A 13,331-nucleotide genomic window follows, 5' to 3' on the forward strand; every position below is an offset into this window, starting at 1 on the left:
TATCGCATATATGTATGACAACTTCGTCCGAGATATGATTGGGAGAACCATGGGCCAGACACAGTACACCAACCGCTTTGCCATCGACCCGAAGACTGCCGCGACATTCGGCACTGAAGAGCTTCGCGAAAACTTCCTGTTGCCGCCTCTGTTCATCAACGACACCGTTCAACTGCATTACACGAATTACGATCGCATGATCGTCGGCGGTGCTGTGCCGGTGTCCGGTTCCTTGGAGTTGGAAACCATTAAACCAACAGGAACGAAATCGTTTCTCGAGCGGCGTGAATTGATCGTCGTCAATATCGGCGGCAAGGGTACCGTGACCGTCGATGGCACCGGATTTGAAACCGGTACGCGCGACATGGTCTATGCCGGTATGGGTTCAAACGTATCCTTTGCGTCCGCATCATCAGAAACGCCCGCCAAGTTTTACCTGCTGAGCGCGCCAGCACATGCGGCCTACCCGGCAAGACACATTGGCATCAATGATGCAAAGCGTGTCGATCTCGGGTCGCAGGCCACCAGCAACGAGCGCTCCATTTTCCAGTTCATTCACCCCGAAGGCGTCAAGACCTGCCAGTTGGTCGTCGGCATGACGAGCCTTGCGCCGGGTTCCGTGTGGAACACCATGCCGTGCCATATTCACGACCGGCGCATGGAGGCCTATCTCTATTTCGACCTGCCCGATACGGCCCGCGTCTTCCACTTCTTGGGCGAACCAAACGAAACGCGCCATCTGGTGATGAAGAACGAAGAGGCCGCACTTTCTCCGGGTTGGTCGATCCATTCCGGTGCCGGAACCGCGAATTACTCCTTCATCTGGGCCATGGCGGGCGACAATGTCGACTACACCGACGTCGATCTCGTGAGCATGGATGATCTGAAATAAGGAGCGACATGATGAGCCAGAGCAAAGCCTTCGTAAATGCCGATGACAGCCAGTGGACGCCGACGGAACCTGGCGTTTCCCGCCGTATCATGGCCTATCTACCTGAAATGATGATGGTCGAAGTCGTCTTCGAAGCAGGCGCCATCGGCGCGCCTCACTCGCATCCGCATATTCAGGCAAGTTACGTGGCAGAAGGACGTTTCGAAGTCACCATTGATGGCGTAACGCAAGAGCTGTCACAAGGCGGCAGCTTCATCGTCAAACCTGACCTCGTGCACGGAGTAAAGGCGCTCGAAAAAGGTCGCCTGATCGACACCTTTACGCCGCATCGCGCAGAGTTTCTTTGAGACGTTGAGGGTTGTTGCAGAGCTTGTGACAATGGTTTGTATCTCCTCATTCCTGTGCTTGTCACAGGAATGAGGGAGTAAGGGAAGCCGTTATACCCCCGCCGCTGGCCTCTAATCCTCTATTTTACGCGCTTCCGAAACGAGCATGATGGGAACCCCATCCCTGATGGGATAGGCCAGCCTCGCGCTCTCTGAAATCAGTTCGTTGCGCTCTCGATTATAGGACAGCCGCCCTTTCGTCAGTGGACAGACCAGCAGATCCAACAACTTGGGATCGACCTTGCTCAGCTTCTCGTCCATGCCTGTCCCGTCACTGCAATATGATTTCGCTGTCGGTTCCGCCTTGAGCAAGAACGATTTCGGTAATGGCGATCAGCGTATCGGCACGCGCTTTCAGGTCCGGCGCTTCCAGCAGGGCCTGCTTCTCCGCGGGGCCGAAGGGCGACATCATCGATAGCGAATTCACGAGCACACGATTTCCGGCACGCTCCACGCTCTCCCAGTCCGCTTCCAGCTGGTTAGCGTCTAGGAACGAGCGGAAAACCCGCAGCAGATTTTCGCGATCTACGGCATCCTCATCCTCTTCGCCGGTCAGATCGGCCATGAAGGGCGCGTGCTTGAAGCTTCGGTAAGGTTTGCCGGAAGTAACTTCATCCAGCAGCCGGAAACGACAAATGCCGCTCAAAGACACCATGTATCGCCCGTCGCCCGTCTCGGAAAAGGAGGTGACGCGCCCCAGGCAGCCCACCTGGCAGAGCGCGCCTGAGCCTGCTCCCGCGTCCAACACCTGCAATGATGGCTGCACCATGCCAATCAGCCGGTGGCTGGCCAGCGCGGCATCGAACATCGCCAGATATCGCGGTTCGAAAATATTGAGGGGCAGTTGCCCTTCTGGCAACAGCAATGCGCCCGACAGAGGAAATACAGGCACCACGTCCGGCAGATCGGTGCTTTTCAAATATCTTGCATTACCGACATGCATGAATAGCCCTCGATTTCTTTAGACGCTGCGACGCGACAGCGCGCCGCGGCTTTGTTTCATCACTATTCTTTTAAATGTGGTCCACGATTGCAGACCACAAGGCAGCTTTCAAGAAAACAGGATAGACGACAGCTTACGACGCGCCGTGACGGATGACGGATCCTTGAAACCCCAGCTTTCCAGAAACTCGACAAGCTGCTTGCGCGCGCCATCGTCCTCGAATGTGCGATCCTTGCGCATCACGGTCAGCAACTGGTCAGCCGCTTCGTCACGTCTGCCCTGTGCATTAAGGATCTTTGCGAGCTTTATCCGCGCCTCGTGATTGTCTGGATTGGCGGCCAACTCACGCTCAAGCGCTGCTGGATCACCTAACTGCCGGGCTTCTTCATACTGCGCGAGCTTTTTCGACACGGCTTCTACGGCCGGATCGGCGAGCATTTCAGCGGGCAGGGAAGCCAGAAGGTCGCTGGCACGCTGATATTCACCAACTGCAATCATGCAATCTGCAATGCCGGCCACGGCCGTTGTGTTTTCCGGATCCACCTGCATGACAAAGCCGAAGAGCTGGGCTGCACCCTGGTGATCACCATCAGCCAGCAATTGCTTGGCTTCGGCAAGAGCAGCATCGATTTCGGCTTGCGGGTCGTTTGCTGCGGGGCCTGCAATCTTGTCGATGAACTCGCGGATCTGGCTTTCCGGTACAGCACCCATGAAACCATCCACAGGGCGGCCATCCTGAAAGGCTACGATTGCCGGGATGGATTGAATGCCGAGCTGACCGGGAATAGATGGGTGATCATCGATGTTGAGTTTGACAAGCTTGACGCGACCTCCAGCTTCATCGACCACTTTTTCCAACACCGGTGTCAATTGTTTGCAAGGGCCGCACCAGGGTGCCCAGAAATCCACCAGCACGGGCTGGTTACGGGATTCCTCCATGACGTCTTTGCCGAAATTGGCCGTCGTCGTGTCTTTGATGTGGGAGGATGCCGCACCGTCGGGCGCGCTTCCAAATTGTACGGAGCCGGTCATCTGTCCGCCGAGGGACGTTCCGTAAGGGTTGTTGGTACCGCTCATTTAAGGTCTCCGTTACTGCGCATCATCTGGCCAATCATTGGCACTCTGGCGCAAAGATCGTACTTTACTCGGTTACTTTCAAGACAAGCGGCGTATGACCTGTCGCTTCGAGAAAGCGAATGAGATCATGGTTGCCGATGGTCGTCGTAGCATCGTTCGACAGCGGATGACCATTGATCAATTCGTGCTTCATCAGGTCGCTATCGAGCACGAACGTCACCGCCTTCGTCGTGTCGTTGATCGCACCAAAAACGGTTACCGAGCCGGGAATGACGCCCAGATACTCCAGCATCTTTTCCGGCTTGCCGAAAGACACCCGGCTGGACGCATCGATAAGCTTGTGCACAGTCTTAAGGTCGACCGTCGCATTTTCTTCGACCGTCAAAACGAAATACTGATCCTTCTTGTCCTTGACGAAAAGGTTTTTCGTGTGTCCGCCAGGAATTCGGTCACGCAAGGATTCCGACTCCGCCACGGTAAAGACTGGCTCGTGTTCGAAAGTTTTATGGGTGATGCCCAGACTGTCCAACAAAGCGAAAAGCTCTTGCGCCGTTTTCGGGGATTGCTCTGTCATAATCGCTTTCTCATACGGTCGGATTCGATTTTTGATGAAACAGTCATTAGGCCTTCAGAACTGCTTTTGCAATCGTCCCGCAGATTTCAATGGCGAAAAAATCGAATGTTTTCCGTCACTTGTGTTGTTTTTGAAAATTTTCTGCGCCTTTTTGTCATTTCCCTGTTGCATTTAAAAAGCGGTTGAGCGATATAGCCCTCGTCGCCGCAACGCAGCGACCCGCGGTTCAGCGATCTACCCCGAACCAGCGGATTTGAGCGGGTGTAGCTCAGGGGTAGAGCACAACCTTGCCAAGGTTGGGGTCGAGGGTTCAAATCCCTTCGCCCGCTCCAATTTTCTCTTAAAGCGTAAATTGAGACAGTGGTCCTGAAATCTGGACCTGATGTTTTACACGTCTCACGTTCTATCTCCCTGCCAACTGGACGACGGCTCGGTCCGAGCCAAATGGTCATCAAAGTCGACATGGGCTTTCGTTATGACGGGACGGTGGAACCGCTGATCTCGGCACACGTTAAGAACGCAACAGGGAGAGATCATATGAAATTTTTAACAGCAGCAATATGCCTCGTGTCAGTCGGCATCCTAAGCGGTTGCGTTGATGACAGAGGCTATAGAAGCCAAGGCTACTATGCGACAGGCGTGCAGTACCGGTCCTATGACCGTGATCGCCACTACAGACATGACAACCGCGACTATCGACGTGACCGTGGACGAAACTGGCGTAACAACGAACGTTACCGGTACCCTTCGAACCGCGGCGACACCGTGGAATACGGCGTGATCGTCCGTTAACGACCCCATTCCCGCTTAACCTCATCTTTAGTCACAGAAATCCGGCGCACGAATGTAATGTTCGTCGCCGGATTTCCGTATCTGGACTGCATTTTTTTGAGCCGTCTTTGGTTGTCTGAATCAACCGGCAAGCCGCTGTTCGGCCAGCTTTACCCAGTAGGAAATACCGTAGCCGATGGCTTCGTCGTTAAAGTCGTAGCTTGGGTTGTGCAGCCCTGCACTTTCACCATTTCCCAGAAAAATGAAGGCACCTGGACGTTCCTTCAGCATGTAGGAAAAATCCTCCCCAGCCATGGACGGATCGACATCGGGATCGACATTCTTCTCTCCCACAACGTCCCGAGCGATGCGGATAGCGTGTTCTGTTTCGTCGGCATGGTTGACGGTAACAGGGCAATAACGCTCGTAAATAGCTTCTGCTTCGGCACCGTTGGCCTGAGCGATACCCTCAGCCATCCGCTTGATGCGCGCCTCAGCCATATCGCGGACGTCTTCGTCCAGCGTACGGACAGTACCTGCAATGATTGCTTCGTTGGGAATGATATTGTGGCTGGAGCCAGCCTGAAAACGGGTGACGGACACGACCACCGAACGGATCGGGTCGGTATTGCGGGAGGCAATCATCTGAAGGTTCGTCACGATCTGCGCGCCGATGGAAATAGGATCAACCGTTCGATGCGGCTGCGCCGCGTGGCCACCCTGCCCTTTGACCAGAATGGAGAACTTATCCGGCGCCGCCATTATGCCGCCCTTGCGGATGGCGAAAGATCCCAGGGGAATACCTGGCATATTGTGCATGCCGTAGATTTCATCCATGTCGAAGCGGGTCATTAGGCCATCTTCGACCATGGCAAGAGCACCGGCACCGCCTTCTTCGGCCGGCTGGAAGATCAAGGCCACGGAACCGTTGAAATTGCGCGTTTCGGCCAGATATTTCGCAGCGCCCAGCAGCATGGCCATATGACCATCGTGACCACAGGCGTGCATCTTGCCGGACACCTTCGAGGCCCAGGGCTTGCCGGTTTCTTCGACGATTGGCAAAGCATCCATGTCGGATCTCAAACCGATCATGCGGCCTTTGCCATGCTTGCCGTGAATGACGCCGACGACGCCGGTGCGACCAATTCCCGTCACGATTTCGTCAACGCCGAAGGATTTCAGCTTGTCCGCCACGAATGCGGCAGTGTCGTCGACGTCGTATAGCAACTCCGGGTTCTCATGGAGATGACGCCGCCATTCGGTCGCTTCCGCCTGCAATTCCGCCGCTCTGTTCAAAACTGGCATTCTTTTATCCCTGATGTTCCATTCTCGACATGATGATTAGCGCTCCTCCGCAGCAAATATTGCGCCGCATAATTGACGCAATCAATGTACTTTGCCATTGCTAGGACATATATGGTGAATATTGCAAATCCCGATACGAAGACGGGAATCCGAGGATACGCCTTGCAAGATACATTGAGACCTAACCGCGCCGCAGGGCGGCTCGTAAAAATCGTTGCCGCGATGTCTGCCAGTGTTCTGGCGATGACCTGTGTAGCACAGGCCAACCCTAAGATGGTTATTGATGTGAAGACCGGCAAGGTGATTTCGCATCAGGAAGCATTCCGCAAATGGTATCCGGCTTCGCTGACAAAGCTGATGACCGCCTATATCGCATTCAGCGCCATGAAATCCGGCAAGCTAAGCCCCGAAACCGAAGTTGTCATGAGCAAGAAGGCTGCCGACCAGCCTGCCAGCAAGATGTATTTCAAGCCAGGTTCCAAGCTGACGCTCGACAGTGCATTGAAGCTTTTGCTGATCAAGTCTGCTAATGACATTGCCGTGGCCATTGCCGAGACGGTGGGCGGTACGAGCGAAAATTTCGTAGCTCAGATGAATGCGCAGGCGGCACGTCTTGGCATGTCGTCCACACATTATGTCAACCCGAATGGTTTGCCGGGCAAGGGCCAATATACCACGGCGCGCGATCTCGCCGTGCTGGCGCTGATCCTGAAGCGCGAATTCCCTGAATATGCGCGGTACTTTTCGCTGGAAGGTGTCAGCACCGGCAAGAAGAACTACGCCAATTACAACATGCTTGTCGGTCGATTTGACGGGGCCGACGGCATGAAGACCGGCTTTATCTGTGCATCTGGTTTCAATCAGGTCTCGTCTGCGTCACGGAATGGCCGTCAGGTCATCAGCGTTGTGCTGGGCGCAGACAGCCTTGCGGGCCGCACCGACCAGTCGGCTGACCTTTTGCAGATGGGGCTGACGGCACCGTCCAGCCAAGGCGTATCGATTGCCTCACTTGCGCCCTACGGCGAAACGCAATTCGTCAATGATATCAGTGCCGATATCTGCAATCCCAAAGCCGCTCAGGTGCGCAGCGAAAGTCGCGATGAGGCCGGCCGCATGATCATCAAATCACCCTATGTCCAGGAAATGACGCGCCCACCGGTCTATTCCTATGCGGGACTCATTCCCGGCAGCGAAACGGTTGTCGCCACCACCGCTGGCAAGGGTGGCGTCGCCAATGTGCCGATCCCGATTCCGCGTCCGACATTTTGAGCAATGAATGGCTCGTCCATGGACGGGCCTTTGTCTGTTTTGAAAATCGACGCTTACGCTGGCGGCATTTATTGCTATAAGGCGTCTCTCAACATGTAATGTTCTAACGCTACAGGTCGCCTCATGGCACAGGATCGTATACCGGTTTCCATCATCACAGGCTTTTTGGGTGCGGGAAAATCGACGCTGCTCAATCAGCTTCTGAAAGACCCTGCAATGCAGGATGCAGCCATTATCATCAATGAATTCGGTGATGTCAGCATTGACCATTTGCTGGTTGAACGATCCGGCGATGGCATCATCGAACTGGCAGAGGGGTGCCTCTGCTGCACAGTGCGTGGTGAACTGGTAGATACGCTGGCGGAACTGATGGATGCCATCCAGACCGGCAAGCTGAAAAAGGTCAACCGCGTCGTCATCGAAACGACCGGCCTTGCCGACCCTGCCCCGGTCATGCAGTCGATCATCGGAAACCCGATCATCGCACAGAATTTCTCGCTGAATGGCATGGTAACCGTGGTGGATGCCGTGAATGGTTTATCCACGCTCGATCACCACACGGAGGCGGTCAAGCAGGTCGCGGTCGCGGATCGTCTGGTTTTGACGAAACAAACGCTTGGTTCAGAAGCGCAGATTAGGGCTCTGACGGATAGGCTGATATCTATAAACCCGCGGGCAACGATCGAAGACGGAGATCGAGGGGACTGGAAGGCTGTGGCACTTCTGGAAAACGGCCTGTACGATGCCGCAAACAAGGTTGGCGATGTCAGCCGTTGGCTGGGCGAAGAGGCTCATCATGATCACCACCACCGCGACCACGGGCATCACCACCATCATGATGTGAACCGGCACAATGCCTCAATCCGCTCGTTTTCGATCGTGCACGAACAGCCGATCGATCCGATGGCCATCGAGATGTTTGTCGATCTTTTGCGTTCGGCCCATGGCGAGAAGCTTCTGCGCATGAAGGCTATCGTACATCTTTCGGACAACCCAGACCGACCACTCGTGCTGCATGGTGTGCAATCCATTTTCCACCCGCCGCAGCGCCTTGCCGCATGGCCGGACCCATCCGACCGGCGCACACGCATGGTTCTGATTACCCATGACCTGCCGGAAGCCTTCGTGAAGGATTTGTTCGGCGCGTTCACCGGTGCGGTTCGCATCGACAGACCGGACCGTCAGGCTGTTATGGACAATCCACTCGCGGTTCCCGGCATGCGGTTTTAGGCACAACGCCTGTCATTGCGCGCAGTGCTATTTTAGGAAATCGAAACCCAGCACGGCAGCGCCGACGAGACCGGGTTCGATGGTGCATTCGGCCTGCACGACGAGTGGGCGCGAAAATCGGCGAAGAATACGCGAGCGCACAGCAAGGTCCAAGGCTTCGATCAACGCAGCCGAATTGGAAAGACCACCACCCACAGGCAGGATTGTCGCTCCGGTCACATTGACCACCAGTGCCAGCGGGCCTGACAGCATATCAATGTAGATATCCATCGTGCGAATTGCGTCCGCCTCGCCCGCCTGCCAGTTCTCCAATATCTCTTCGGCAACCAATGTCTGTTTCGTCAGATGTCGATGCAGCTTTTCCATGCCCCGCGCGCTGCAGATGGCGTCGAGGCACCCTTCCAGTCCGCAGCCGCAGGCGAACCGTGGCAGGTCCACTGGAGGGTTGCCTGCACGGGTTGCGGCCACCGGACCATGACCCCACTCGCCAGCAAAACCACCACCGCTGTTGATCAGCTTTCCGTCGATGACCAGAGCACCACCGACACCCGTGCCCAGAATAGCGCTGAACACCACGCGATGACCGCGTCCTGCGCCCGCCCCATACTCTGCCAAGGCGCAGCAGTCTGCATCATTGGCGATGAGAACCGGCAACCCGAGTGCAGCCTCAAGGTCGGCTTTCAGAGGCCTGTCATGGGCGCAGGGTATATTGGCGATGAAAGACCAGTCGGTGTCGGGATCGATGATGCCGGTAATCGACAGCGCGATACATTCCGGTGTACCACCGATTTCGGCGATGACCGATTTCAACACCGATATGAAGGCATCGAAATCATGAATCGGCGTCTGCCTGCGAGCAACGGGCCTGATGTCATCCAGCGCCCGCGCGCCAGCACCCTTGATGGCGGTCCCGCCAATATCGAAACAGACGATCAACTCAGAGCTCCCGGCAATAATACGCTAACGCAGCGCTTATGCCAGATAACGTTCCGTAAGTCTCGCCCACATAGCGGCACCAACCGTCAGGCTAGCATCGGCAAAATCATATTTGGAGCTGTGGAGAATGGCCGAGTTCATGCCGTTTCCGAGCCGCAGGAAACTACCGGGCTTCTGCTCCAGATAATAGGCGAAGTCCTCGCTGCCGGGAATGAGGTGGCAAGTCGAAACATTGTCCGTACCGATGAGTTCTTCGGCCACGGTGCGGGCAAATGCGGTTTCTTCTTCCGAGTTCACGACAACGGGATAGCCGTGCTGGTAATCCATCTCCACCGTTGCACCGAAGCCATCGACCACGGCATGTGTCAACTTGGTGATGCGCTCTTCCAGCAGATCGCGAATACGTGGCTCGAAGCAACGCACGCTGAGCGCCAGCTTGGCATATTCCGGGATGACGTTAACGGCTTCGCCTGCATGAATCGTGCCGACGGTGACGACTGCCGTCTGTGTCGGGTCGATATTGCGCGAAACGACCGTCTGCAAGGCCACGACCAGGTTACAGGCGACCACGATAGGATCGATTGTAAGGTGAGGACGCGAGGCGTGGCCACCTTTGCCCTTGATGGTGATGGTGACCATGTCCGACGATGCCATGAGGGGACCGGAACGCAGCAGAATAGCGCCCTCCGGTGCGCCGGGGTGGTTGTGCAGGCCGAAAATCGCGTCGAATGGAAAGCGCTCGAACAGACCATCAGCAATCATCTTTTGCGCGCCGCTGGGCTTGCCCGCCTCTTCCGCCGGCTGGAACACCAAAGTGACGGTGCCGTTGAAACGGCGCGTCTTGGCCAGATGTTGCGCAGCCCCCAGCAACACCGTGGTGTGGCCGTCATGGCCGCAGGCATGCATCTTTCCCGGCACTTTGCTGGCATAGGGTTTGCCGGTTTCTTCGAGAATAGGCAGCGCATCCATATCCGCGCGGATGGCGATGCCCTTCTTGCTTTCGCCGACCGTCAGACGTGCGACGACCCCATGACCACCGACATTTCGTGTGACGTCATAGCCCCAGCTTTCCAGTTTTTCCGCAACGTAACGCGCGGTTTCCGCCTCTTCGAAAGACAGCTCCGGATTGGCGTGAAGATGCCGCCGCGTCTCGATAAGGTCAGCCTCCATATCGGCGAAATCAGATACACGGGCAAAAGCATTGTCGAGCACGGTCATGGGAACTCCAATTCAGAAAGCACGCATCCGAGCGTGCTGCTTAAATGTGAATAGGATGCCCCGGCCAATTGCCGGGGCACCGCTTACGTCATTCAAAGAAAACGCGACAGGAAGGCCTGTGTACGTGGATGCTGGGGATTTCCAATCACCTCTTCCGGCGTTCCCATCTCCACGATATGGCCGCCATCCATGAAGACGACGCGGTCGGCTGCTTCCTTGGCAAAGCCTATTTCATGCGTGACAACGATCATCGTCAAGCCCTGGCGCGCAAGATCGCGCATGGTGGAGAGAACCTCACCCACCAGTTCCGGGTCGAGCGCGGATGTCGGCTCATCGAACAGCATCAGTTTCGGCTTGATGGCAAGGGCGCGCGCAATGGCGACGCGTTGCTGTTGGCCACCGGAAAGCTGACGCGGATAATTATCCGCCTTATCGGACAGCCCAACCTTCTGCAAAAGCTCCCGCGCATAGGCCGTGGCCTCTGCCTTGCTTTCGCCGTGGACGCCGACGGGTGCTTCGATGATGTTCTGCAACGCCGTCATGTGCGGGTAGAGATTGAACTGCTGGAACACCATGCCGATGTTGCGACGCTGCGCAGCGATGGCGTTGCCCGACAGCTTCTCCAGCTTGTTGTTGCGGAAGCGATATCCGATCTGCTCCCCGCCCACCTCGATCGATCCGCGATTGATCGATTCCAGGTGATTGATACAGCGCAGGAACGTGGATTTTCCCGAACCGGAGGGGCCCAGGACGACCACGACCTCTCCTGGGAAGACTTCCAAGTCGATGCCTTTGAGAACTTCAAGCTGATCGAAGGCCTTGTGGACGTTGCGGGCGCGCACGAGCGGCTGTTTGTCATGATCTGCGGCGGTCATGGTGTTGGCTCCGGCTGAACGGCGGGCGCTTGAGCGGTAGCAGTGCGACGGTCGCCTCTGCCGTAGTAGCGCTCGATATAACCCTGACCAATATTGAGAACGGAAGTGATCAACAGATACCAGATGACCGCTACCATCAACATCGGAACGATTTCGAAGGTACGGTTATAGATAGACTGCACGGAGTACAGCAAGTCTGCCATGGCGATGACGCTAACGAGCGAGGTCGCTTTGATCATGCTGATCAACTGATTGCCGGTTGGCGGTACGATGGAGCGCATAGCCTGCGGAATGATGATCCGCCACAAGACCCGTGCCTTCGTCATACCGAAAGCTTCCGCCGTTTCGGCCTGACCTCTATCGACAGACAGAAGACCGCCGCGAATGATTTCCGCCATATAGGCAGCTTCGTTGAGCGCAAGCCCGACGATGGCAGCTGTCATGGGCGTAATGACCGAGTTGGTTTCCCAGCTGATCAGTGTTGGACCGAAGGGAATGGCGATGGAGATTTCCGGAAAGAGCGTGGACAGATTGTACCAGAAGATGAGTTGGACGAGCAGAGGCGTTCCACGGAAGAACCAGACGAACAGTCCCGACAGCGAGCTTGCCAGAACGTCCTGCGACATGCGCGCAACGGCAAGCAACAAGCCCAGCACGACGCCGATCAGCATCGCGACGACCGTCAAGCCAAGGCTGACAGAAAGGCCCTGCATGACGGTGGGGTCAAAGAAATACTGCGCAACGACCCGCCAGCCGAAGTTTTCGTTGTTGGCCACAATCCATGCGAAGTTCGCGGCAATCAGGACGGTGATGAGCCAGAGCGTGACACGACCGGTTTGAAAAGGGCGATGGACATTTGCCACATCGCGTGGGTCCGCACCACCAGATGGTGATGCGGTGTGAGCGGGAGCCGCACTCATTTCTTTTCAACTCCCACCAGATTGATACCGGGTGTTTTGATCTCGTTGTTTTCCAGGCCCCATTTCTTCATGATGATGCCGTAAGTGCCGTTATCGATGAGAACCTTGACGCCATCCCGCAGGACTTCGCCCAGTGGAGATCCCTTTGGCACGACCGCACCCTGAAACAGATCCTCGAAACCGTTTTTCTCACCGACGCCGGTCAGTTCCAGCTGCCCGTTGGCCTGGGATACGAAATAGGTCAACGGTGCCTGCGAAGAGAAGAACGCATCGGCGCGCTTGGAGCGAACCGCCAGAATGGAGCTTGGCTGGTCAGTATAGGACTGAACCTCGACCGGCTTCTTGCCGTCGGCGGTGCATTTTTCAACCTGCGCCTTGATGACTTTCTCAGCCGAGCCACCAGCCATGACCGCAATGCGGGTGCCGCATGCCGTATCCAGCGAAACGATGCCCTTTGGGTTGCCCTTCTGCACGGCGAATACGACGAATTCCTGTACCCAATCTACGAAGTCATTGGATTCCTGGCGTGTTTTGAAATCTCCCACCGGGCCAAAGGCGAACTGGTAGCGACCAGAATTGACACCGGAAAGCAAGGCCGGAAGGCCGCCCACCGTGGCATGCTCGATCTTCACGCCCAGCACTTGCCCGAGCGCATCGGTAAGGTCGGCACTCGCACCGGTCAGTTCCGTGCCCGTGACGATTTCATAGGGAGGAAAAGAGCCGTTGTTGACGGAAATCATCTTGCCATCGGTGCGAATTTTCTCCGGCAGGCGGGCATTCAGCTCTTTATTGACAGTCTGCTGCGGGATGGCTGCGTCCTGTGCCAGCGCTGGCGTGGCCAGTAACAAGCCCAGCAGAGCAACGGACGTGGTGAGTTTCGAGTACATGGCATTCCCCTTTTTTGGTTTAACTTTGAATGTCTGTTTGTCTTGAAT

15 protein-coding genes and 1 tRNA gene are annotated in these 13,331 nt (G+C 56.1%); 6 read left to right on the forward strand and 10 right to left on the reverse strand.

The features are described 5' to 3' along the window. Positions 1–49 precede the first annotated feature (49 nt). Together kduI and CPJ18_RS18225 are read left to right on the forward strand one after the other, a co-directional pair. Positions 50–892, forward strand: a complete 843-nt coding sequence (gene kduI / locus CPJ18_RS18220) for a 5-dehydro-4-deoxy-D-glucuronate isomerase (RefSeq protein ID WP_103659718.1) — start codon at positions 50–52, stop codon at positions 890–892. 11 nt (positions 893–903) lie between these two features. Beyond that, a complete protein-coding gene (locus tag CPJ18_RS18225; protein WP_103659719.1) occupies positions 904–1,239 on the forward strand; it encodes a cupin domain-containing protein in 336 nt (111 codons plus the stop codon). Positions 1,240–1,350: 111 nt separating this feature from the next. Here the strand turns inward: CPJ18_RS18225 and CPJ18_RS18230 are convergent, their stop codons facing one another. From CPJ18_RS18230 to CPJ18_RS18245, 4 genes are all read right to left on the reverse strand, one after another. Next, positions 1,351–1,539, reverse strand: coding sequence for a Trm112 family protein (locus CPJ18_RS18230; RefSeq protein WP_077105214.1), 189 nt, complete (start codon positions 1,537–1,539; stop codon positions 1,351–1,353). A 10-nt stretch (positions 1,540–1,549) separates the two neighbouring features. Then, a complete protein-coding gene (locus CPJ18_RS18235; protein ID WP_167397933.1) occupies positions 1,550–2,221 on the reverse strand; it encodes an LON peptidase substrate-binding domain-containing protein in 672 nt (223 codons plus the stop codon). 108 nt (positions 2,222–2,329) lie between these two features. Then, positions 2,330–3,298: a thioredoxin gene (gene trxA / locus CPJ18_RS18240; RefSeq protein ID WP_103659583.1), complete on the reverse strand. Its 969-nt coding sequence runs from the start codon at positions 3,296–3,298 to the stop codon at positions 2,330–2,332. Positions 3,299–3,362: 64 nt separating this feature from the next. Beyond that, positions 3,363–3,872 carry a prolyl-tRNA synthetase associated domain-containing protein gene (locus tag CPJ18_RS18245; RefSeq protein ID WP_103659584.1) on the reverse strand — a complete coding sequence of 170 codons (510 nt, stop codon included), beginning with the start codon at positions 3,870–3,872 and terminating at the stop codon, positions 3,363–3,365. A gap of 257 nt (positions 3,873–4,129) precedes the next feature. Here CPJ18_RS18245 and CPJ18_RS18250 point away from each other — a divergent pair. Together CPJ18_RS18250 and CPJ18_RS18255 are read left to right on the forward strand one after the other, a co-directional pair. Further along, positions 4,130–4,204 (forward strand) — tRNA-Gly (locus tag CPJ18_RS18250). Between the two features lie 205 nt (positions 4,205–4,409). Continuing rightward, entirely contained in the window at positions 4,410–4,664 is a 255-nt protein-coding gene (locus CPJ18_RS18255; RefSeq protein ID WP_103659721.1) for a hypothetical protein, read from the forward strand. Between the two features lie 120 nt (positions 4,665–4,784). Here the strand turns inward: CPJ18_RS18255 and CPJ18_RS18260 are convergent, their stop codons facing one another. Then, positions 4,785–5,948, reverse strand: coding sequence for a M20 aminoacylase family protein (locus tag CPJ18_RS18260; protein WP_103659585.1), 1,164 nt, complete (start codon positions 5,946–5,948; stop codon positions 4,785–4,787). 162 nt (positions 5,949–6,110) lie between these two features. Here CPJ18_RS18260 and CPJ18_RS18265 point away from each other — a divergent pair, with 162 nt between their 5' ends. Both CPJ18_RS18265 and CPJ18_RS18270 read left to right on the forward strand, forming a co-directional pair. After that, the gene (locus CPJ18_RS18265) at positions 6,111–7,217 is read left to right on the forward strand and encodes a D-alanyl-D-alanine carboxypeptidase family protein (protein ID WP_371479931.1); all 1,107 of its coding nucleotides are present in this window, start codon (positions 6,111–6,113) and stop codon (positions 7,215–7,217) included. Between the two features lie 123 nt (positions 7,218–7,340). Then, complete coding sequence (locus CPJ18_RS18270; protein WP_103659586.1) at positions 7,341–8,447, forward strand: CobW family GTP-binding protein; 1,107 nt, start codon at positions 7,341–7,343, stop codon at positions 8,445–8,447. Between the two features lie 27 nt (positions 8,448–8,474). Here CPJ18_RS18270 and CPJ18_RS18275 read toward each other — a convergent pair whose 3' ends face one another. The 5 genes from CPJ18_RS18275 to CPJ18_RS18295 form a co-directional block, all read right to left on the reverse strand. Further along, complete coding sequence (locus tag CPJ18_RS18275) at positions 8,475–9,383, reverse strand: ROK family protein (RefSeq protein ID WP_103659587.1); 909 nt, start codon at positions 9,381–9,383, stop codon at positions 8,475–8,477. Positions 9,384–9,419: 36 nt separating this feature from the next. Continuing rightward, positions 9,420–10,601, reverse strand: a complete 1,182-nt coding sequence (locus CPJ18_RS18280) for a M20 aminoacylase family protein (RefSeq protein WP_103659588.1) — start codon at positions 10,599–10,601, stop codon at positions 9,420–9,422. 92 nt (positions 10,602–10,693) lie between these two features. After that, positions 10,694–11,476 (reverse strand): amino acid ABC transporter ATP-binding protein, encoded by a 783-nt coding sequence (locus tag CPJ18_RS18285; protein WP_077118353.1) that lies wholly within the window; start codon positions 11,474–11,476, stop codon positions 10,694–10,696. Beyond that, positions 11,473–12,396, reverse strand: a complete 924-nt coding sequence (locus CPJ18_RS18290; protein WP_103659589.1) for an amino acid ABC transporter permease — start codon at positions 12,394–12,396, stop codon at positions 11,473–11,475. The genes CPJ18_RS18285 and CPJ18_RS18290 overlap by 4 nt, the downstream gene beginning before the upstream one ends. Then, positions 12,393–13,283: an ABC transporter substrate-binding protein gene (locus CPJ18_RS18295; RefSeq protein ID WP_103659590.1), complete on the reverse strand. Its 891-nt coding sequence runs from the start codon at positions 13,281–13,283 to the stop codon at positions 12,393–12,395. The genes CPJ18_RS18290 and CPJ18_RS18295 overlap by 4 nt, the downstream gene beginning before the upstream one ends. Positions 13,284–13,331 lie beyond the last annotated feature (48 nt).

This window comes from Agrobacterium rosae (assembly GCF_002915175.1).
GTDB lineage: Bacteria > Pseudomonadota > Alphaproteobacteria > Rhizobiales > Rhizobiaceae > Agrobacterium > Agrobacterium rosae.

Bases quoted from the DNA above. Each gene is read 5' to 3' on its own strand.
- kduI (WP_103659718.1), top strand. From the start codon at position 50: ATGGGCCAGACACAGTACACCAACCGCTTTGCCATCGACCCGAAGACT.
- CPJ18_RS18225 (WP_103659719.1), top strand. From the start codon at position 904: ATGAGCCAGAGCAAAGCCTTCGTAAATGCCGATGACAGCCAGTGGACG.
- CPJ18_RS18230 (WP_077105214.1), bottom strand. From the start codon at position 1,539: ATGGACGAGAAGCTGAGCAAGGTCGATCCCAAGTTGTTGGATCTGCTG.
- CPJ18_RS18235 (WP_167397933.1), bottom strand. From the start codon at position 2,221: ATGCATGTCGGTAATGCAAGATATTTGAAAAGCACCGATCTGCCGGAC.
- trxA (WP_103659583.1), bottom strand. From the start codon at position 3,298: ATGAGCGGTACCAACAACCCTTACGGAACGTCCCTCGGCGGACAGATG.
- CPJ18_RS18245 (WP_103659584.1), bottom strand. From the start codon at position 3,872: ATGACAGAGCAATCCCCGAAAACGGCGCAAGAGCTTTTCGCTTTGTTG.
- CPJ18_RS18255 (WP_103659721.1), top strand. From the start codon at position 4,410: ATGAAATTTTTAACAGCAGCAATATGCCTCGTGTCAGTCGGCATCCTA.
- CPJ18_RS18260 (WP_103659585.1), bottom strand. From the start codon at position 5,948: ATGCCAGTTTTGAACAGAGCGGCGGAATTGCAGGCGGAAGCGACCGAA.
- CPJ18_RS18270 (WP_103659586.1), top strand. From the start codon at position 7,341: ATGGCACAGGATCGTATACCGGTTTCCATCATCACAGGCTTTTTGGGT.
- CPJ18_RS18280 (WP_103659588.1), bottom strand. From the start codon at position 10,601: ATGACCGTGCTCGACAATGCTTTTGCCCGTGTATCTGATTTCGCCGAT.
- CPJ18_RS18285 (WP_077118353.1), bottom strand. From the start codon at position 11,476: ATGACCGCCGCAGATCATGACAAACAGCCGCTCGTGCGCGCCCGCAAC.
- CPJ18_RS18290 (WP_103659589.1), bottom strand. From the start codon at position 12,396: ATGAGTGCGGCTCCCGCTCACACCGCATCACCATCTGGTGGTGCGGAC.
- CPJ18_RS18295 (WP_103659590.1), bottom strand. From the start codon at position 13,283: ATGTACTCGAAACTCACCACGTCCGTTGCTCTGCTGGGCTTGTTACTG.